Below are 19,591 nucleotides of genomic sequence, written 5' to 3'. Positions count from 1 at the left end.
CCCGACCCCGGCGTCGGGCGTCCTGGGAGTACATGAGTGCCGAGAAACGGCGCGAGTCGAGCACTCATGCACTCCCAGCGCGCGTCAGTCCGACTTGCCCTGCGCGAGGCCGTCCTTGATCGCGTCCATCACTGAAGAGTCGGCGAGCGTGGTGACGTCGCCCACGTCGCGGTTCTCGGCGACGTCGCGCAGCAGGCGGCGCATGATCTTGCCCGAGCGAGTCTTCGGCACCTCGGACACGACGAGGATGTCGCGCGGCTTGGCGAGCGGCCCGATCTCCTTGCGCACGTGCGTACGCAAGGCGTCCGCGATCTCAGCCCCGTCGTCGGGCACGCCCTTGGCGTCGCCGCGCACGATGACGAAGGCGACCACCGCCTGACCGGTGATCGCGTCGGTCGCGCCGACGACCGCCGCCTCCGCGACCCACGGATGCGCGACGAGCGCATGCTCGATCTCCGTCGTGGTGAGGCGGTGGCCGGAGACGTTCATGACGTCGTCCACGCGGCCCAGCAGCCACAGGTCGCCGTCGATGTCCTTCTTGGCGCCGTCGCCCGCGAAGTACATGCCGTCGAAGCGGTTCCAGTAGGTGCGCGCGAAGCGGGCGCGGTCGCCCCAGATTCCGCGCAGCATGCTGGGCCACGGCTCCTTGATGACCAGGTAGCCGCCCTCGCCGCCGCGTACGGGCCTGCCCTCGTCGTCCACCACGTCCGCCGCGATGCCTGGCATGGCCGTCATGGCTGAACCGGGCTTCGTGGAGGTCACGCCGGGAAGCGGGGAGATCATGATCGAGCCCGTCTCGGTCTGCCACCAGGTGTCGACAATGGGGCAGCGCTCGCCGCCGATCACGCGGCGGTACCACATCCATGCCTCGGGGTTGATGGGTTCCCCGACGCTGCCGAGCAGGCGCAGTGACGTGAGGTCGAAGCTGTCCGGGATGGACTCGCCCCACTTCATGAAGGTGCGGATCGCGGTGGGTGCGGTGTAGAAGATCGTGACGCCGTACTCCTGGATGATCTCCCACCAGCGCCCCTGATGGGGGGTGTCGGGGGTGCCCTCGTAGAGCACCTGCGTCGCGCCGTTCGTCATGGGTCCGTACACGATGTAGGTGTGGCCGGTGATCCAGCCGACATCCGCCGAGCACCAGTACACGTCCGTCTCGGGCTTGAGGTCGAACACGATCCGATGCGTGTGCGCGGCCCCCGTGAGGTAGCCGCCCGTCGAGTGCCACAGACCCTTCGGGGCGCCCGTGGTGCCCGAGGTGTAGAGGATGAACAGCGGGTGCTCGGCGTCGACCCACTCGGGCTCGTGCTCGGCGAGCTGCGGGTCCACCGTGTCGTGCCACCAGACGTCTCGGCCCTCGGTCCACGCCGTGTCCTGGCCCGTGCGCTTCACGACGAGCACGTGCTCCACCGTGCGCGCGTCGCCCGGGTGCGCGTCCGACGGCGCGAGGGCCTCGTCCACGAGGGGCTTGAGCGCGAGGTGCGCGCCGCGCCTGTTCCCACCGTCGGCCGTGATGACCAGCTTCGCCTCGGCGTCGTCGATGCGCTGGCGCAGGCTCGCCGCGCTGAAGCCGCCGAACACCACGGAGTGGATGGCGCCGATGCGCGCGCACGCCAGCATCGCCACCACGGCTTCGGGGATCTGCGGAAGGTAGATCGCGACGCGGTCGCCCTTGCCGATGCCCAGGCTCAACAGTCCGTTCGCGGCCTTCTGCACGCGCTCGTGCATGTCGGCGTACGTGATCGTCTGCGTGTCGCCGGGCTCGCCGACGAAGTGGAACGCGACACGGTCGCCGCGGCCCTCGCGCACGTGCCGGTCCACCGCGTTGTCGCACGCGTTGAGTACGCCGTCGTGGAACCAGCGGGCCACCGGAGCGTCGGACCAGTCGAGGATCTCGGTGAACTCCTCCTTCCACGCGAGCCGACGCGCGGCCTCCTTCCAGTACTCGAGCGGATCGGCCTCGGCCTTCTTGTACTCGAATGCCGTCGCGTTGGAGTGTGCGGCGAAGGAGGCGAGCGGCGCGAAACTGCGGCGCTCGGTGTGGAGGTTCTCCAGCGTCACGTGGTGGCGCGGGTCGTGCGGGCGCTCGCCTTCGTGCGCATGCCCGACGGGCGGGCCGGCCTCGGTGGGCTGCTCGCCCTGGAGGATCGTGGGGACAGGGGACGGGGACTCATGGGCGTCGTTGACCATTGCGCCAGGGTAGGCGTTAGGCAAGGTTTCTTCCAGAGTTTGTTAAGTGCCCTGCTAGATCGGGCTAAACGGAGTGTCGCGGCTGCGCGAAGGTCCCGTCGAGCAGCGGCTCCAGCGCGAGGATGGCCGCTCCGAGCGCGACGGCATCTCCTTGGAAGGTGCTCTGTGCGAGGACGGCCTGCCCTGCGGGGCGTGCGAGCGAATGGGCGTCTAGCGCTTCCCGGATCCGTTCCTCGTATCGCGACATGAGCAGCATGCCCACCCAGCCTCCCAGGACGACCTTCTCTGGGTTGAGCAGGTTCACCAGACCGCCCAGCGATGCGCCGACCACCAGCAGGACATCGTCGACCACGCTCCGCGCAGCGGCATCGCCGGCATCCGCTGCATCGAGCAGTGCGGTGATGGCCTCCCAGCCTGAGCCCGACGGGACGCCGCCGACGTCGACCCAAGCCTGCAGGATCGCATCTGCTCCGGCGTACGCCTCGAGGCATCCCAGGTTTCCACAACGGCACCGACGTCCGCCCGGCCGGATGGTGGTGTGGCCCCATTCGCCAGCGCTCGAGTGCGTACCGCGGTGAATCTGCCCCTCCACGATCACCCCGAGACCTACGCCGCGCCCGAGCAGTGCGACGATGGCGTGCTCCGCGCCTCGAGCCGAACCGAACCACATCTCCGCACGTGCCTGAGCCTTCGCGCCGTTGTCGGCGAAGACTCGCAGGTCCGTGCTCGCGAGCGAGCCGACGGGGACCGGATCCCAGCCGAGGCTCTGGGCATACAGGGTCTGGCTCCCGTCCTCGCTGATCTCGACCGGGCCGGGCAGTGCCAGGCCGAGTCCCGTGACCCGCTCCCAGCGGGAGGCATGGCGCGATCGCAACGCTGACACCGCGGTATCGATGTCGTCGACGATGCGGTTCACGGGTTCGCTCTCATCCGCCTCGACCTCCTCGCGGTCGAGCACCTCCATGCTCAGGTCGAACAGCTCGACGGCGACACCTCGTTCGCCGACGTCTGCGCCCAGCGCATAGGCTCCATCCGGGTCAGGCGCGAGCAGCGTCACCGGCCGGCCGCCTCGGGAGGCAAGCGAACCGACTTCGGCGACCACGCCGTCCGCGATCAGGCCAGCGACGAGGCTGGTGATCGAGGCGACCGAGAGGCCCGTCTGCTCAGCGAGCTCCGCGCGAGTGGTGCGTTGTGCGAGCAGGATCTCCGTGAGCACCTGCGCTCGGTGCCGCTGCCGAAGCGTTGCCGTGGTCGCGGACTTGGTGTTCGTGCGGCGCAGCGTCTTCGGATCCGGCATCACGCCTCCATTCTGGTCTGAACAGCGCCGCCGTGGCGCACGAGGGCGGCGAAGCGTGCACCCGACCCAGTCGCTTCGACGCGGATGCCCCGTGCGGACGGAGTGACGTCCACGGACACGGGGCGCTGCTCCTCGTCGACCGCGGTCCATTCGGCGGCGCGTGCCTCAGGGTCGGTGAACTCGTACTCAAGCCACCCGCCTGGCGGCAGCTCGACCACCAGCACCTCGTCGGGTCGATAGTGGCGACCGTCCGTCTGCTGGAAGGGGTTCGGCACCTGCGCGCCTCGTTGAGCGTGCACCACCGCCACGGCGTCACCCTCGCGGAAGGTGGTGATCCGGGAGGTCCCGGCGGCGCCGTAGGAGGATCCTTCCCCGTGGAAGCCGAAGCCCCACGCGGGCACGGTGCTCGGCGAAGCGCCCAGCGCCGCATCGATCACCTCGGGCACCTCGTGCGCCGACTCGAGGGCGACCGCGTCGAGGAGGCCGTCGAGGATCGCCTGCGCCTCGTCGCGTGGCGGATGAGGCCCGCCTTGCGCTGCCGTTCGGATGAGCTCCCAGCCCTCAGGCGGAGCGATCGAGACAGGCGAGGTGCGAGTCGCGAGCTTCTTCCAGGGCCACAGGTTCCATCCGATCCCCTCTGCTTCGTACAGGCGCATCGACGTGTAGATCCACTCGGGGGTGTTCTCGCCGCCCTCGCCCATGTACAGCGGGACCTGGAGGTCATCGCGCAGGGCGAGGTGGGCTGCGATGCCCTCGCGGTCGGGCCGTGACCAGTACCGGTGGAACTGCAGCGCCTGGTTGTCATCCCATCTCTCGTCGAAGGCCGAGAAGTCAGTGGCCCAGTGCGTTCCCTCGTACATGATCAGGTGATCGTCGTCGACGGCGCGGATCGCGGACGTCAGCCGCCGGTACAGAGCGACCAGGTCCGGCGTGAGGCTGCGCCAGCCCTCGGGCAGAGGCTCGTTCAGCAGGTCGTACCCCATGACCGTGTGGTTGCCGGCGAAGTGCGTGGCGAGGTCCGACCACAGACGCTCAGTCAACTCGAGGTTGTGTGGGTCGAGGAAGAGATCGGGCCTGCCGCGCGCCGAGTCGTCGATGTTGGTGCCCGTCTGGCCGCCGGGCGCGCCATGCAGGTCGAGAAGCACGCGTATCCCGTGCCGCTCTGACCAGCGGACCACGTCGTCGAGCAAGGCATACCCGGCCGACAGGGGGTCGCCGTCCGCTCCCTGGATGACGCGCGCGTTGATCGGTACGCGCACATGGTCGAAGCCGAGCGCTGCTATGCGTGAGATGTCCGCCTCGGTGATGTAGCGACGCCTGTACTCGTCCCAGAAGTGCGAGGCGTAGTCGTCGCCAGCCAGGCGCGCGAACAGGGCCTCGATCGCGCGCGGAGAGGCGGCATCGTCGCCGAACAGCCACATATAGCCCTCGGGAAGCAGCCAGTTGCCGAGCCCCACGCCACGGGGCAGTCGCAGCCCCGCATCGTCGACGAGATGCGTGCCCTCTGCACGGAGGAACCCCTGCGGCGGTGCCTGGACGGGTGCGCCCGTGTGCGCTGCGGCGGTCACTTCAGCCCCGACATCGTGAAGCCCTGCACCACGTAGCGCTGGAAGAACAGGAAGACGATCAGAACCGGCACGACCATCAGGCTCGCGCCCGCCATCTGCAGCGCAGGATCGACGGCGATCTGTTGGTTGAGCAGTGCGATCCCCACGGACAGCGTGTAGAGGTTCTGGTCGCTCGCGATGATGAGCGGCCACAGGAACGAGTTCCACGAGGCGATGAACACGAGCACCGCTTGTACGGCGAGGATGGGGCCCGACATCGGCATGACGATGCGCCAGAAGATGCGGTACTCGCTGGCGCCGTCCAAGCGGGCGGCTTCGAGCAACTCGTCGGGGATGGTCGACATGAACTGCCGGAACAGGAAGATGCCGAAGCCGCTGACGAGCGTGGGCAGCGCCATTCCGATGAGGGTGTTGGTGAGGGACGACTTCGCGAGGATCAGGTACGTGGGGATCATCGTGACCTGCACGGGAACCATCAGCGTCGCGAGCACCAGAAAGAACATGGCCTCCTTGCCGCGGAACGTGAACTTCGCGAACGCGTAGCCAGCCATTGCCATGAAGATCAGGCCGATCGCGCTGATGCCTACCAGCGCGATGGTGTTGACCAGATAGCGGCCGAAGTCCATCTCGGTGAACAGTCGCATGTAGTTCGCGATGGTCGGCTCGTGTGGCAGCAGGCTTGGCGGATAGTCGAGCGCCTCGCGTTGAGGCTTGAAGCTGCCGGTGAGCATCCAGATGAGCGGAAAGGCGGTGAGCAGACCGCCGATGACGAGAGCCAGGGTGAGGGTGATGGTGAGCCTGCGCGTCGCGCCATGGCGCGTCCGCATGCCGCGAGACCGGCGACGGACGTGTGGGGACTTCGCGTCAGCGGTCACGACGGTGGGGCGCTGTTCGAGCTGATCAAGAGACATGGTCGGCCCTCCTCAGGCGCAGTTGAACGATCGTGACGGCGGCGATGACGATGAAGAGGATCACCGACCCCGCGCTGGCGTACCCGAACTCCTTGAGCCGGAAGCCTTCCTTGTAGAGGAAGAGCGAGATCGATGTCGTCGCGCCGAGCGGGCCTCCATCTGTCAGCACGAACGGTTCGTCGAAGAACTGGAGCCACGCGATGGTCGTCGTGACGGTCACGAAGAAGAGCGCGAACCGCAGCAGGGGCAGCACGATCGAGAACGTCGTGCGCCATTGACCTGCACCGTCCAGCGATGCCGCTTCGCGATACTCGTGCGGGATGCTCTGGAGGGCGGCGAGCAGGATGATCGTGTTGAGGCCGATCCCTCGCCACACGGCGACCATTCCCACTGAGACCTTGGCCATCGTGGGATCCGACAGCCACTGCACAGGCTCAGCGCCCACGCTGGTCAGAATCCAGTTGAACAGTCCGAACTGGAAGTTGTACAGGTAGCCCCAGACCAGTGAGACGGCGACGATGCCGGTGATGGCGGGGACGAAGAACGCGGTACGGAGGATCGCCACGAAACGGGGTGCCGCGTAGTCCAGCGCGATCGCGATTGCAAGGGAGATCACCACGATCGCAGGCACGCCCACGATGACGAACGTGCCTGTGACCCCGAGTGCCTCCCAGAAGTCGCCGTCGGCGAACAGCGCCTGGTAGTTGTCGAGGCCGATGAACTGGATGTTGCTCGCGTCGGCGAGGCCCGCGATGTCCATGTCCGTGAGACTCACGCCGAGCGCGACGAGCACCGGCAGCACGCCGAACAGCAGAAGCAAGGTGAGCGCTGGCCCCACGAACAGGTACGGCAGTGCGCGCGTGCGCATGGTTCCCCTCTCGGGTTGAGTGCCGGGGGCGGGCCGGCGGGCCCGCCCCCGGGGTGCGGTCAGCTGGTCGGCGTGCCGGTGGTCGCGTCGAACAGTGCCTGGAGCGTCGAGTCGCGGTCTGCTCCCTGGAGGGCGATGGAGTTCAGGGCCTCCAGCAGTGCCGCCCCGGTGTCGCCGTCCCAGTCGGGCACGAGCGGCACGGCGTTGGACGAAGCGAGCTGCTCGGTGTAGACGGCGACCATCGGATCCGCCGCCAGCGAGGCGTCGGACAGTGCAGCCGATGCCGCCGGGAGCTCGCCCTGGATCGAGTACCACTCGAGCTGTGTAGCGGGCTCGGAGAGATACTCGAGCAGCGCCAGGGCTCCGTCGGGGTTATCGGTCGAGCCCCAGACTCCGAGGTTCGAGCCGGCGAACAGCGACACAGGATCGTGGCCGTCGCCACCGGGGATCAGGGATACGGACCAGGAGCCGTCGAGCTCCGGCGCCGCGCTCGAGATCGAGGACGCGAGGTACGGGCCGGAGATCAGCATCGGCGCGATGCCAGAGACGAAGCCCTGGGTCTGGTCGAAGTCCCCGTTGACGGGCACCGAGCCGTCCGAGTAGAGCTGCAGGTAGGTGTCCACAGCGGCATGGAACTCGGGGGTGTCGAAGTCGATCGCGCCGTCGGTGACGACGTCGCCGCCGTAGCTCCAGGTCATCTCGAGCGGCAGCGGGCTGTCCCATTGGGGGATGTAGTAGCCGTACTGATCGCCACCGCGGGCGGCGAGCGTTGACGCCGCGTCGAGCAACTCCTCCCATGTGCTCGGTGGCGCGTCGATGCCGGCCTCCGACAGGATGTCGTCGCGGGTGAAGAGCACGCGTGTGTCCGAGACCCACGGCACGCTGACGAGTTCTTCCCCCACGGCGCTCGCTGCGCCGGAAGGGAAGTTGGACGGATCGATCGCGGGGTGGTCGCCGGTCGCGTCGCTGAGATCCATGAGGACCCCCGCGTCGGCGAAGGTGCGCAGCTTCGAGAGTCCGATCTGGAGCAGGTCGGGGCCATCGCCCGATCCGACTGCGGTCGTGATGCGCTCGTCAATGGCATCCCAGGGGATTGCCACGACCTCCACCTCAGTGCCGGTGTCGGCGGCGAAGGGGGCGACGAGCTGCTCGAAGTTCGCGCTGGAGTCGCCCATGACCCAGACGGTGAGCGATCCTCCGTCGGCGACGGCGGGGGTGGTGCCGTCCTCGGTGGGTTCTGCGCCGCCAGCGTCCGAGCAACCGGCGGCGAGGAGTGTCAGGCCCGCGAGCGTGGTCCATCCCGCTGCGGTTCGGAGATGCTTCTTCATTGAATACCTTCCTTCGGTGCGGCCCGAGCGGGTCGGTCCGGTGATGTGCCTGCGGAGCAGGGCGAAATCGGGGCGGCAGCACCTCCGCTTCCTTGGCAGGACTCGACGGTGAGCCCGTGGATGCTGAGGTCTCGATGACCCTAATTTCAAGAGTTAGCCTAACTCATGGTCGAAGCCGAGGCAACTCTCATCGCAGCGGACACTGCAGCGCAGTTCACGTGAGCTCGGATCACCCGGCAAGGGGTATGGGCACGTTGCCAAGCCGTCTCTGCGGCGACGCACGGGCAGAACCGAGGGTTCACACGCCCGCACTGGCGTCTCCTGTCGCGCTGGGGCGCTCAGGTCGGCCGGTCGCCCGCGTAGCGCGTGAGCGTGCGGAACAGCCACCAGCCGAACGCCAGGCCCAGTCCGATCGACAGCGCGATGATCGTGGCCTCCTTGGGCGTGACCGGTGATCCGAGCGAGACGGGCTTTCTGAAGCGCAGCATGCCCCAGCCGTGCTCGATCGCCGCGCGCCGCATCAAGCGGTCAGGGTTGACGGCAAAGCCATGGCCTACCACCGAGAGCATGGGCGCGTCGGTGATCGAGTCCGAGTACGCGTAGCTGTGCCGCAGGTCGTAGCCGCGTTCGTCCGCGAGCTCGGCGATCGCGTCGGCCTTGGCCTGGCCGAACACGTAGCGCGTGACGTTTCCTGTGTAGCGGCCACCGTCGGTCTCCAGCTCGGACGCGATGATGCCGTCGGCGCCGAGCAGGTCGGCGATGGGTTGCACGACGTCGACCACCGAGGCCGAGACGATGATGACGTCGCGCCCGTTGTCCTGGTGGCGGCGGATCAGCTCGAGCGCCTCCGCGTAGACGACGGGGTCGATGTGCTCGTGCAGGGTCTCGGCGACGATGCGCCGCACCGTCGCGACGTCCCAGCCCTCGATGAGTTCGCTGAGCGCGTCGCGCAGGCGGCTCGTCTGGCGCTCGTCCGCGCCTCCCACCTGGAACAGGAACTGCGCGTAGGCGGCGCGTAGCGCGTCGGCGCGGGTGAGCAGACCCTCGTCGAGGAATGACCGGCCGAACGCCGAGGACGAGCTCGTGGCGATGATCGTCTTGTCGAGGTCGAAGAACGCCGCAGTCGGGTGGGCACGGCGCGGCAGGCGGCGCGAGGCAGCGCGTGAGGCGGCGCGCATCGAGGTCTGCGACATCCCTGCTCCTTCCCGCTCTCAGCGTACCTGGGAGGGCCGACGCGGTACCGGTGACCGGCGCGTCGGAAACGGGCCGATGCGACCGGTGCCGGGAAGGCGGGCCCGCCCGGCGGAGTGTCCACATCCCTCCGGACGGGCCCGGTATCCACAGTACGGACCCAACCGGCACTGGTGCCACGGCGGCGCGCACAAGGCTCGCCGCATGACAGGCCCCTCGACGACCCCGATGCGCGCCGGTGCACCGCCTGCCGAGTTCGGTTGGGCCGGGCCGCTGGCCGAGCTGCTCATGCTGCCCGGCGTGACCGACGTACTCGTGCATGCCCCCGGCGAGGCCTGGCTCGACCGCGGCGGAGGCCTCGAGCGCGTGGACCTCGCGATCGGCTCGCCGGGGGAGCTGCGGGCGCTCGCGGTGCGGCTCGCCGCGCTCGCCGGGCGAAGGCTCGACGACGCGGCACCGTGCGTGGATGCGCGCCTCCCCAACGGGGCACGGCTCCACGCCGTGCTGCCCCCGGTCGCGGACGGCTGCGCGGCCGTCTCAGTGCGCCTCGTCCCGCGGGCCGCGCCGACGCTCGAGCAGCTCGAGCGCTCCGGCTCGCTCGCTCCTCAGGTCGCCGCAGTGCTCCGGGCGCTCGTGCACGCTCGGGCCTCTGTGCTCGTGACGGGCGCCACCGGCGCAGGGAAGACGACACTGCTCGCCTCGCTGCTCACCGAGGTCCCTCCCGAGGAGCGCATCGTGCTCATCGAGGAGGCGGGCGAGGCGCGCCCGACGCACCCGCACGTCGTGAGGCTCGTGGAACGCCGGCCGAACGTCGACGGCGCGGGGGCCGTCACGCTCGCCGCGCTCGTCCGCGAAGCGCTGCGCATGAGGCCTGACCGGATCGTTCTGGGAGAGTGCCGCGGCGCGGAGCTTCGCGAGGTGCTGCTCGTGCTCAACACCGGACATCGAGGAGGCATGGCGACGCTGCACGCGAACTCCGCGGCCGACGTTCCCGCGCGCCTCGTCGCTCTCGGCGCCCTCGCGGGCATGACGGCCGACGCTGTCGCGCTTCACGCGGCCGCGGGCTTCGACGCCGTGATCCACCTCCAGCGCGGCCGTGACGGGATGAGGAGGGTGCGGGAGATCGCGCACCTCGTGCGCGAGGACCCGGGCCTGGGAGTGCGCACCGCCGTCGCGGTCGCCGCCGACGGCACCGCCGTCCCAGGTCAGGGCTGGCCAGCACTGGCGGAGCTCGCGAGTGCCGCGTGAGGCGGCTCCTCACGCGCGCTCAGCGCGCGCCGCGTGCCTCGCCCGACGATCCCGGTGGTGTCGCCGCAGCGGTGGGTCTGCTGCGCGCGGGCGCTCCGCCGGAGGCCGCGTGGCTCGCTTCGGGGTTCACTGAGGTCGATCCGGATGGCGCCCCCGCAGGTGCGCCCGCGGGCATTCGCGCGTCCGCGCGGCTCGCGCGCACCACTGGCAGCCCGCTCGTGCCGCTCGTCGAGGCAGTCGTCGCGCAGCTGGAGGCGCGCGCTGACGCCGGTGCCCGTGCGGAGGCGGGGATGGGCGGCGCACGGCTGAGCGCCCGGATCCTCGGATGGCTGCCTGCTGTTGGCATCGCCTTCTCGGCGGCGATCGACCCGGCGTCCCTGAGCATCGTCCGCGAGCCGTGGGGAGTGGCACTCGTGGCCGTCGCCGTGCTGCTCGCCCTCGCTGGACGCCGCTGGCTGACCCGCATGACCGCGCGCGCCACGGCGCCACCACCGGTCGAGGAAGAGGCGGTCGGTCTCGCGCTCGCGCTCCTCGAGGCGAGCGTCGCAAGTGGGGCCGACCTCGCCGGTGCGCTCGCCTCCGTCGGCGCGGCGCTGGTCCCAGAGACCCCGCTCGCGGGCTCGGGGCTCACGCGAGCCGGAACTGCGCTGCGAGCCGGGTCCCGGTGGGAGGAGGCGTGGGCGCGCGGGGCTCACGAGTCGCCGTCGCTTGCCCCTGTCGAGGAGGCTCTGCGCTGGGCCTGGCGCTCCGGGGCGGCGCCCGGACCCGCGCTCGCGGCCGCCCGGCGCTCCGAGGTACGACGGTCGGCGGCGGCGCGTGAGCTCGCCGTCTCACAGCTCAGCGTCCGCGCCGCGCTGCCGCTGTCGCTGTGCCTCCTGCCGTCGTTCGTGCTCGTGGGCGTGGTCCCGATGCTGATCGCCGTCGCTCGCTCGGGCGGGCTCCTTCCATGAGGAAGTCGTCGTCCCCGGTCACCCGGTGGGGTGCGCCTGTCCACAGATCCGCGCTGTCGCTCCGACGCCACGAGCGCCGCCGCGCACGCTGGATCGCACGGACGCCATGGGGGCGTCCGCTCACGGAAGGAGAGTGGTCATGAAGTCGTGGTCGATGCGGGCGAAGACGGTCATGGAGCGGCGAGCGGCGAGGCTCGACGATCGTGGGATGGCGACGGTCGAGTACGCCATGGTCACGGTCGCTGCCGCCGCCTTCGCGGGAGTGCTCGTCGCGCTGATCCGCTCCGACGAGGTGCGCGAGCTCCTCGCGGGAGTCCTCCGCGGCGCCTTCGGCGGATGAACACGCGGCCGCGCCTGCGGCGGCTCCCCAGCGATCGTGGCTCCGCGACTGTGGAGCTCGCGATGGCGCTGCCCGCCCTCGTGCTCATGCTTGGCCTCATCGCGGGTACGGCGGCATGGGGGCAGCGGGCCATCCTCGTGGAGCACGCTGCCGCCGCGGCGGCACGCACCGCGCTGGTGGAGGACCTCGCAGCCGCGCGTGCTGCCGGCCAGTCGGTCGCGCCCGGCGCGCGCGTGGATGTGGCGCGGGTCCCCGGCGCGGTCGCCGCGACAGTGTCGATGCCGGGACGAGGGCTGCTCCCACCCGTTGAGGCGACGCTGCATCTGCCGGAGCAGCCGTGAAGGCGCGGCTCGCAGGCGGCACCGACTGGTGTCGGGATCGAGGCTCAGCGATGCCGCTGGTCGTCGCGCTGATGGCTGTGGCGGTCGCCTGCGCTGTGGCGATCGCGACAGGCAGCGGCGCGATCTCCGCCCGCGCCCGCACCCAAGGAGCCGCCGATCTCGCGGCCCTCGCGGGCGCCGTCGGCGAGAGGCTCCACCCCGGTACAGGGTGCACCCGGGCTCGCGAAGCGGCGGGGCTCAACGGCGTCGAACTCGCGAACTGCCTCGCGTCGAGCGACGGTGACATCACCGTGGTGCTGCGCGACGGCTCGGTGCTGGGCCCTGTGGTGGCGAGCGCCCGTGCGGGCCCGTCTTTCTCGAGGTGACGGGCGGCACCACCTCGGGCCGCTCGCAGCCGTCGTGGACGGGTGCGGCGGTTCGCTTGTATCCCTCGAGTCGCAAACTGAAGGGTGGTTTGCCCCGGAGCCACTAGTCATTGCGGTTCTTGGCGCGCTGTCCGGCTACGGTCCTTGCGAGGAGCTGTTCACGGTCCAACTGGGCGAGTACCGCCGCCATACCGAACACCGCCTCGCCTGCGGGTCTTGTCAGATCGAAGTTCTCCTGAACAGAGACGAGCGCGACGCCAGCATCCTCGAGGCGCTCGACCTGGGTGAACGCGTGAGAAGTACGTCGTGAAGACCGGGAGATGTTGGGGACGATGAGAGCATCGAACTCGCCATCGCTTCCGTCTGCCAGCATCCGGTTGCAGGCTGGCTGTCCGCACGGGCGCCTCCTACCCCGGCGTCCTCGTATGCGCTCGCTAACCGCCAACCTCGTCGCTCGACTTCGGCCCCGCGCTGGCGGCGCTGCTCGGGCAATGAAGTGTTCTCGACCTGGTCTGTGGTCGAGACGCGGGTGTAGATCGCGGCGCGCGTCATGATGCGCCCCGAGTGCGCTGGTAGGTGGTCATGCATGCACGGCACCACGACTGCCGCCATCTGCGCCGCCCATTGCGAAACGCGAATGCGTCGCGGGGCTTGGTCTCGCCGCGCCCACCGCACGGCATGAGTTTCTGGTTTTCCAGGGATGTTTCGTGAGAGTGCATGAGTGGTTCCTCGCGCAAGTATCCGCGTGGGTGCTCCTCGCTACCCTGTCTTCATGAACGCTTCGAACTGGATCAACTTGGGCATCATGCTCCTCACGGCGATTGGCGTGGTCGTAGCGGCGAATCAGGCCAGGTCCGCTCGTACCTCGGCGAGTCAGGCCAGCGGCCACGAGCGAGCCGCACTGGAGTCCGCCCGAGAGTCGGCGGCGGCGCAGAAGCGCGTGGCCACGGCCCTCGAAGAGTCGAACGAGCTCGCACGCTCCTCGCAGAAGAAGACCCGGTGGGGTCTGAGTGTCGAAGACAAGGATGCCTGGCGACTGACCAACCAAGGGCCAGGCTCTGTGAGTAACGTGGAACTCAAGGTGCTCGAAGCGGACCCCGGACTGGTACACAGCGAGACGTTCCCAAAGGACGAACTCGAAGAAGGACTCTCGGGAACGTTCAGGATCTTTCGGCACATGGGAATGGCGACTGACCTGACGCTTGCGATCGCCTGGGACGACCCCGAGGCTGGTACGCGCGTGACGGTCAAGACGACTCTGCCGTAGCGGATCCAGCACAGCCACGTCCGCGAGTCAAAGCGTCTGTCTGGATCGCACTAGAGCGTGCGGGTGACGCGATGCTCTCGCCCAGCGGTGTCGCGCCAAGCGATCTCGGCCTGGAGGTGCGAAGGAGTCGCTAGCGACGGCTCGTGAAGCACCCTTATGAAGTCGCCCGGCTCCAGGCACGAGATTGGAGGTTGACCGCCTGGGAACATCAGCTCGCCCGGCGCGGCCGGCGTCGACAACGTGACTTCGATCATCCGCTCCCGACCCTGGTTATAGAGCCGCCACTCGTGCCGCGCAACTTGGCGGAACTCGATCGGGTGTACTGGTGTGGCGCCTTCGGCGAGTTCCCGAGATCTTTCGAGCGCCTGTGCCACGCGTTCGTTGGCGGCCACCAACTCGGCTCGTAGCCGACCGGCATCTTTCTGGGCACGACGCTCGGAGTTCAGGGATCGTGCCGCAACAAACACGCTCACTCCGGTGAGCAGGAAGAGCCCGATGTTCACCCAGGTCGCAGTGTCCATGGTGTGACGTTAGCGTGGTCCGGAGGGCGACGTCGTTTTCCCACCACGACCGATGCACATCGCTACCATGCCGTGTATGACGCGAGGTCAGGAGCAGGAGCACGCCGTGGTGCTTGAAGTCCGCGGACGGCTCTTGCCGGTCACATGGATTCGCGCAATCGTCTTTCTCGGTCTCTTGGCCGCAGCGATCGTGTTGGCGCAGGTTGCTTCGGACCACGACTGGCCTGACTGGGTGACTGCCGCAGGCGTCCCAGCAATCACGCTGCTGATGGGTCTTTCGCTTCAGACCTCGCCCAAGCCGCCAAACTTCGGGAATCAGGCTGCTTCGGCACTCGCGAACGCGTACAACGCGAGTGCCGCCATCACTGAAGAAGTGGGGAACATTGGCACTGTGCGCGCACGCCTCAATGAGGTCGATGGTGTTCCAGAGCACATTGACAGCGGGTTGGCCTTTGTGCAGACCAACCTCCAGAAGGCCAATAAACTCGTCGCGCAGTCGGTCGGACCGTGGCAGGAAGTCGAACCCAAGGCGGTCGAGTTGGCTCGAGTACAGAACCGCGCGGGTCACGAACTGCTCGCAGAGATGTCCAGAGACGAAGGGGCTTCCGATGAGTGACGATGGAGTCAAGGGCAAGGTTGCGAGGATCGTCTCGGACCGAGAAGTAATCCTGAACCGGGGTCTAGACGATGGCGTCGAAGTCGGCGCTACCTTCTACATCTTCGACGCGAACACAGTTGACGTCGCGGACCCGGACACAGGGGAGAACCTCGGGGGCGTCCGCCGGGTCAAGGCACTTGTTCGCGCAATCGATGTTGCTCCACGTCTCACACTCGCTCGCACGTTCCGAACCAGAAAGGTCAACACCGGCGGAACTGGTACCTTCGGGACACTCCTCGCTTCGCCGAAGTGGGAGACCAAGGTTGAGACCCTCCGCATTGACCCTCAGGCTGGTAAGCCGATCGCGGACGACGAGGCAGTGGTTGCTCAGGGTGACCCGTTCGAGCAAACGTTCGACGATGACCTCGATACCGCGCCATCCGTCGCATTGTGGGAGTCCCTCTAGGGCGGCCAGGAGTGGGTGCGTGCCCCTAGGAGAACCCCAGCCGATCTGCATCACATGGCCCGGGGCGGGACTGCTGAAGATTCTGGTAACTCTAGTCACCTCAACCTTCAGCAGTCCCAACCGACTTCAGTCGCCTGGGTCTTCTGCGTGTGCACAAGGAACGCCACACTAGCTCTATGGCCGCATCCCTCTCGAACGACATCGTGCTTGCCACCTCTGTCCACGCGCAACCTGGCGTGTATGCCGTCCTACTTGGCTCTGGAGTTTCACGCGGGGCTGGCGTACCAACCGGCTGGGGCGTCGTCCAAGACCTCACGGCGCGGGTTGCCGCGCTGGTGGATCGCGGTAACGCCGAGAGTTCCGAGCGGGCACGCGAAGACCCAGAGGCGTGGTGGCGTGACAAGTTCGACGGACCGCTGGGGTATTCGTCACTGCTCGAGAAGCTCGCCGACACGCCGAGCGAGCGCCAAGGCCTTCTGAAAGGCTTCTTCGAACCTCCGGCGGGCGACGATGAGGCTACTGGCGTGCCCTCGTCCGCGCATCGAGCGATTGCATCCCTTGCTCAGCGTGGCTATATCAAAGTGATCGTCACCACGAACTTCGACCGGTTGATGGAGCAGGCGCTGGCGGAGATCGGGGTCGAGCCACAGATCGTGTCGCGCCCCGAGGCGGTCAAGGGCATGACCCCGCTCGTGCACGCGGCGGTGACGCTCGTGAAGCTGCACGGGGACTACCGAGAAGTCGACTCGCTCAACACCGAGACGGAACTCGGCGAGTATCCGCAGCCATGGGTAGACCTCCTTCGGCAGGTGGTCGAGGACTATGGTCTGGTTGTCTCCGGATGGTCGGCGGACTGGGACACGGCCTTGGTTCGTGCTATCGAGGATGCGTCTAGCCGCCGCTATTCGCTTTACTGGGACGCGCGATCGAGTAAGGGTGAGAATGCCCAACGGATTCTGAGCGTTCGCGATGGTCGGGTGCTGCAAGCGGACACGGCAGACGCGTTGTTCACTTCCCTCAAAGAGAACGTTGAGGCGCTCGAGCGCATCGCGGTGTCTCCACTCTCTCTTGACCTGATGATCGCCAGAGCGAAGCGCTACGTTGCGGACCCGGTGAGGCGTGTCGACCTCCATGACCTCGTCATGAGCGAGGTCGATGCTGTCATCGAGGCGATCGCGTCAATGTTCGACAGGTTCGCACAAGGTTCACACGACTACCAAGAAGTGGAGGACGCGGCCGACGAACTCGCGGCTTCGACCCAGCCCTTGCTGAGAGTCTTGGGACATGGCGTCTTTCACGACGACGGAAGCCATGACGCTCTCTGGACTCGCGTGGTTCAGCGGCTACTCGATGGGCCACCATTGCCTGCCACGCGAGTCCCCGGTGACGTGATTCGCGACCTTGTTCGGCTGCCCGCGCTGCTTGCAACCTACACATACGCAGTCGTAGGGGCTGAGACGCATCGCGACTCAACCCTCATTAAGGCGTCCCTGGAGTCGCGGGCGCTGCGCACGCTGGGTGAGCGCGAGCGCGTTCCGGGCGTCTTCGTGACCCACGTGGAGGCAGTCCTCAACGCCGACGTGATCAACTCCGTCGCGAGGGCCAAGGGTGCCGGCGGGTGGATATACCCGGGCAGCCACCGCGCGCGGGACATGATGCAAACGGTCGTCCTTGACTTCGTCCCTATCTCGCGAGCGCGTGAAGCCTTTGATGACGCTGAGTATCGAGTCGCCCTCCTTCAGCACGTCGCTCCTCGCGGCAAGGCGTTCGTGTATGGACCCCACTCAGGCGAGTTCTGCGGTGAGTTCCAGTGGGACGAGGATGGCCGACCACATGCCGAACAACGCTTCGTCGACAACTTGAACTTCGAGCGCTTCCGTAAAGACTGGGAGAGCGCGATCGGCGATGACATCCCGACTGCTCTCGATGGCCTAAGGGCGCGGCTTGAGCGCCACAAGCGCTGGTAGTGAGTTCGATGGGGGGCGCTGGTGCCCCGGAGAAACCACGGCACCGTCTCGCCAACGCCAATAGAGTTCCGTCATGGATTGGCTGAACGAACTTCCCTCCGGTGCATGGGCCGTCATCGGTGCTGTCGTGGCGGGCCTGATCTCGTGGGGTGCAGTCGTGTGGCAGAACCGCGCTCAGGCCAAGCGAGACGAACGCGCGCGCGCCGCGCTGGTTGCCGACCGCAAGCGAGACGAACGCCGGAGCGCGTATGCGGGACTCCTCCTCTCCGCGCAGCGGGCCGACGCCAAGATCCGCCGTCACTTCAACGAGGAGCAGTTCAACTTCGGCCAGCCGACCTACCCAGGGGTCGAGAACTACGACCACGTTTGGGAGCTGATCACGGGCGATTTCAACGAGAACGTTGCTCTCGCGCGACTCGTGGCAAGCGACTCGATTCGAAACGACATTGACGCGGTGTCCACGTACTTGCACGCCTGCGTCTGGTCCATCGTCGAATTGGGCAAGAGGCCGTCTGACGAGCCACACCCAATCCAGGTCCTTGAGGACACGATGGCAGCGGAACTTGAGTATCGCGACGGGCCGCCGGAGTCGGCAGGCGCTGGCAAATCGGCACCCTAGACCCCTGAAGGTATCGAATCGGGAAGTGAATACCGGAGGTGGGTGGGTCGGAGGGCCGAAGGCGCAGGCTCCCATTCGGACCACAACCGCACCGTGCCGCCACTCGTCGTCACGTTTCCTGCCTCGTCCCGTGCCGCCGAGATCGCGTCAACAACAAGCATATCGGTCGGCTGCCAGTCAGCTGCGTGATCAACCTCGCCCTGGGTCAGCTGCACAGACTCGATGTCCTCGCCGCTCGACCCCTTCACCTCGACGTGGCGCTCAACCCCGTCAATCATGACGCGCAGGTCGTACGGCTTGCCGAGCTCCTCGATCTTCGTCGCGCCCGCCGCGAGGTAGTACTCCTTCGCCATGGCAACGGCGTGAGCCTCCAGCGCAGTCCGTACCTGAGCGTCCGCCATGTACCCCTGGCCCTTCGACTTCCTGGGGCTCGCATTGGCAGCCGGGGTCGATGCCGCTCCTGCGCCGGTCGGCCTTGCTTCGACAGTCGGCAAGTCAAACAATGCCGCAACTAGTCGCGTGGGGAACTTGGCAAGGTAGCCCTGCTGTGCTCGGAGCTCGCGACCGCCGTAGTTCTGGAACGGCAGGTACGGCGTGCCCTCGATGTCGTCCTTGATCTCGTCGAGCAGGCCAACGAGCTCGCCGTATCGCGCATTCAGCATCGTGCGCGTCACTGGCACGTCGAGGTACGTCGAGGTACGTCGTGTTGGCGATGGGCATCTGCCAAGTGGGACCGACTGTCGGCTTGCCGCGTGCCCTGCCACGCGTGCCACGTGCCTGCCACGCCCACGTGATTGTCTCAAGTGGGCCGATGGCCTCGGACCACGCCACGATGGCGGGCTCGCCCGCATGGTCCTTGTGCCAGTGGAAGACGATGTCGCCTGGCTGGACGTACGAGGTCAGCGCGTACGACCACGACTCGTGGCCACTGCCGTCTGCCTTCGGGGCCCGCAAAGGACCGCCGAGATCGTCGCGAACGGTGATTTCCATCCAGTACTGCTCGCCCGGGTCGCTCACCCACCAGTTGTTGATCACGACCACCACCCTGGCACAGGTGGGGCGCGACGGCCCTGGAGTGGAAGCCGCCGCGCCCCGAGTCAGGTGCGTCAGTCCGTGGAGCCGGAACCGGGCATTGGATGCCCAGTCACTAGATGCACCTGCGTCATGAACGCCGTGAGGATGCCGCGAGCTTCGTCCGCGCCACCATCGTCGCCATCCATCCGCTGGATGGTCACGTACGACCGGGTGAGCGCGTCAATCGCCTGCGCGACCCACCGGAACTGGGCTGCGCCCTCGCATTGAGCGAGACGAGCGCGAGCGCCCTCGATGTCGTTGAGCAGGTTGTCAGCCAGTGCCAGCCGCTTGTACCTTGCGTCAACGGCAGTGATGCGGTTGGCCTCGGCGGTCTTGCTTCGGTCGAACGAGACTTCCTGCTCGCGGGCGATCTTGCCGACCGACGTGCCGGAGATGCCGACGCGACGGGCGATCTCGTTGCGTCCGTGGCCCTCGTGAAGCAACTCGACGACGCGCTCGCGGGTGTGTTCTGCGATCTGCAT

The 19,591-nt window shown here is 67.7% G+C and carries 20 protein-coding genes and 1 pseudogene; 10 read left to right on the top strand and 11 right to left on the bottom strand.

All coding sequences use genetic code 11. The features are described 5' to 3' along the window. Positions 1–84: 84 nt before the first annotated feature. The 7 genes from acs to B7K21_RS09960 all read right to left on the bottom strand — a co-directional run bounded on the left by acs (position 85) and on the right by B7K21_RS09960 (position 9,355). Positions 85–2,190, bottom strand: a complete 2,106-nt coding sequence (acs, locus tag B7K21_RS09990; protein WP_084075281.1) for an acetate--CoA ligase — start codon at positions 2,188–2,190, stop codon at positions 85–87. A gap of 64 nt (positions 2,191–2,254) precedes the next feature. Beyond that, positions 2,255–3,487, bottom strand: coding sequence for an ROK family transcriptional regulator (locus tag B7K21_RS09985; protein ID WP_084075280.1), 1,233 nt, complete (start codon positions 3,485–3,487; stop codon positions 2,255–2,257). Then, positions 3,487–5,055: a glycoside hydrolase family 5 protein gene (locus B7K21_RS09980; protein ID WP_084075279.1), complete on the bottom strand. Its 1,569-nt coding sequence runs from the start codon at positions 5,053–5,055 to the stop codon at positions 3,487–3,489. The genes B7K21_RS09985 and B7K21_RS09980 overlap by 1 nt, the downstream gene beginning before the upstream one ends. Beyond that, positions 5,052–5,966: a carbohydrate ABC transporter permease gene (locus B7K21_RS09975; protein WP_084075278.1), complete on the bottom strand. Its 915-nt coding sequence runs from the start codon at positions 5,964–5,966 to the stop codon at positions 5,052–5,054. The genes B7K21_RS09980 and B7K21_RS09975 overlap by 4 nt, the downstream gene beginning before the upstream one ends. Continuing rightward, positions 5,956–6,834: a carbohydrate ABC transporter permease gene (locus tag B7K21_RS09970; protein WP_084075277.1), complete on the bottom strand. Its 879-nt coding sequence runs from the start codon at positions 6,832–6,834 to the stop codon at positions 5,956–5,958. Before B7K21_RS09970 ends, B7K21_RS09975 begins: the two co-directional genes overlap by 11 nt. 59 nt (positions 6,835–6,893) lie before the next feature. After that, entirely contained in the window at positions 6,894–8,162 is a 1,269-nt protein-coding gene (locus B7K21_RS09965) for an extracellular solute-binding protein (protein ID WP_084075276.1), read from the bottom strand. A 338-nt stretch (positions 8,163–8,500) separates the two neighbouring features. Beyond that, entirely contained in the window at positions 8,501–9,355 is an 855-nt protein-coding gene (locus B7K21_RS09960) for an HAD family phosphatase (protein ID WP_084075275.1), read from the bottom strand. A 202-nt stretch (positions 9,356–9,557) separates the two neighbouring features. Between B7K21_RS09960 and B7K21_RS09955 the strand changes: the two genes are divergently transcribed. The 5 genes from B7K21_RS09955 (at position 9,558) to B7K21_RS09935 (ending at position 12,597) form a co-directional block, all read left to right on the top strand. Then, positions 9,558–10,601, top strand: coding sequence for a TadA family conjugal transfer-associated ATPase (locus B7K21_RS09955; RefSeq protein WP_234989272.1), 1,044 nt, complete (start codon positions 9,558–9,560; stop codon positions 10,599–10,601). Beyond that, positions 10,598–11,551, top strand: a complete 954-nt coding sequence (locus B7K21_RS09950; protein WP_084075273.1) for a hypothetical protein — start codon at positions 10,598–10,600, stop codon at positions 11,549–11,551. The genes B7K21_RS09955 and B7K21_RS09950 overlap by 4 nt, the downstream gene beginning before the upstream one ends. 139 nt (positions 11,552–11,690) lie before the next feature. Then, positions 11,691–11,891 carry a DUF4244 domain-containing protein gene (locus B7K21_RS09945; RefSeq protein WP_234989271.1) on the top strand — a complete coding sequence of 67 codons (201 nt, stop codon included), beginning with the start codon at positions 11,691–11,693 and terminating at the stop codon, positions 11,889–11,891. Further along, positions 11,888–12,232: a TadE/TadG family type IV pilus assembly protein gene (locus B7K21_RS09940; RefSeq protein WP_144016172.1), complete on the top strand. Its 345-nt coding sequence runs from the start codon at positions 11,888–11,890 to the stop codon at positions 12,230–12,232. The genes B7K21_RS09945 and B7K21_RS09940 overlap by 4 nt, the downstream gene beginning before the upstream one ends. Continuing rightward, positions 12,229–12,597 carry an Rv3654c family TadE-like protein gene (locus tag B7K21_RS09935; protein ID WP_255373769.1) on the top strand — a complete coding sequence of 123 codons (369 nt, stop codon included), beginning with the start codon at positions 12,229–12,231 and terminating at the stop codon, positions 12,595–12,597. The genes B7K21_RS09940 and B7K21_RS09935 overlap by 4 nt, the downstream gene beginning before the upstream one ends. A gap of 103 nt (positions 12,598–12,700) precedes the next feature. Here the strand turns inward: B7K21_RS09935 and B7K21_RS09930 are convergent. Next, positions 12,701–13,149, bottom strand: a pseudogene (locus B7K21_RS09930) (recombinase family protein). Positions 13,150–13,369: 220 nt separating this feature from the next. Between B7K21_RS09930 and B7K21_RS09925 the strand changes: the two are divergent. After that, on the top strand, positions 13,370–13,864 hold the full coding sequence (locus B7K21_RS09925) for a hypothetical protein (RefSeq protein WP_084075269.1): 495 nt from the start codon (positions 13,370–13,372) through the stop codon (positions 13,862–13,864). 50 nt (positions 13,865–13,914) lie between these two features. On the opposite strand, the gene B7K21_RS12475 is transcribed toward B7K21_RS09925, so the two are convergent. Then, on the bottom strand, positions 13,915–14,385 hold the full coding sequence (locus B7K21_RS12475; RefSeq protein WP_144016171.1) for a hypothetical protein: 471 nt from the start codon (positions 14,383–14,385) through the stop codon (positions 13,915–13,917). A gap of 76 nt (positions 14,386–14,461) precedes the next feature. Between B7K21_RS12475 and B7K21_RS09915 the strand changes: the two genes are divergently transcribed. The 4 genes from B7K21_RS09915 (at position 14,462) to B7K21_RS09900 (ending at position 18,035) form a co-directional block, all read left to right on the top strand. After that, positions 14,462–15,001: a hypothetical protein gene (locus B7K21_RS09915; RefSeq protein ID WP_144016170.1), complete on the top strand. Its 540-nt coding sequence runs from the start codon at positions 14,462–14,464 to the stop codon at positions 14,999–15,001. Continuing rightward, positions 14,994–15,449 (top strand): hypothetical protein, encoded by a 456-nt coding sequence (locus tag B7K21_RS09910; RefSeq protein WP_084075266.1) that lies wholly within the window; start codon positions 14,994–14,996, stop codon positions 15,447–15,449. The genes B7K21_RS09915 and B7K21_RS09910 overlap by 8 nt, the downstream gene beginning before the upstream one ends. Before the next feature lie 176 nt (positions 15,450–15,625). Further along, positions 15,626–17,416 carry an SIR2 family protein gene (locus B7K21_RS09905; RefSeq protein WP_084075265.1) on the top strand — a complete coding sequence of 597 codons (1,791 nt, stop codon included), beginning with the start codon at positions 15,626–15,628 and terminating at the stop codon, positions 17,414–17,416. 73 nt (positions 17,417–17,489) lie between these two features. Continuing rightward, entirely contained in the window at positions 17,490–18,035 is a 546-nt protein-coding gene (locus tag B7K21_RS09900; protein WP_084075264.1) for a hypothetical protein, read from the top strand. Here the strand turns inward: B7K21_RS09900 and B7K21_RS09895 are convergent. Beyond that, entirely contained in the window at positions 18,032–18,697 is a 666-nt protein-coding gene (locus B7K21_RS09895; protein ID WP_159448479.1) for a protein NO VEIN domain-containing protein, read from the bottom strand. The two genes, B7K21_RS09900 and B7K21_RS09895, sit on opposite strands and share 4 nt — an antisense overlap. 444 nt (positions 18,698–19,141) lie before the next feature. Further along, entirely contained in the window at positions 19,142–19,591 is a 450-nt protein-coding gene (locus B7K21_RS09890; RefSeq protein ID WP_084075262.1) for a helix-turn-helix domain-containing protein, read from the bottom strand.

It is taken from the genome of Demequina sp. NBRC 110052, from assembly GCF_002090075.1.
Classification (GTDB): Bacteria; Actinomycetota; Actinomycetes; order Actinomycetales; family Demequinaceae; genus Demequina.
Note: the sequence above shows the minus strand (reverse complement) of the source record. Positions and strands in the feature narration are given on the sequence as shown.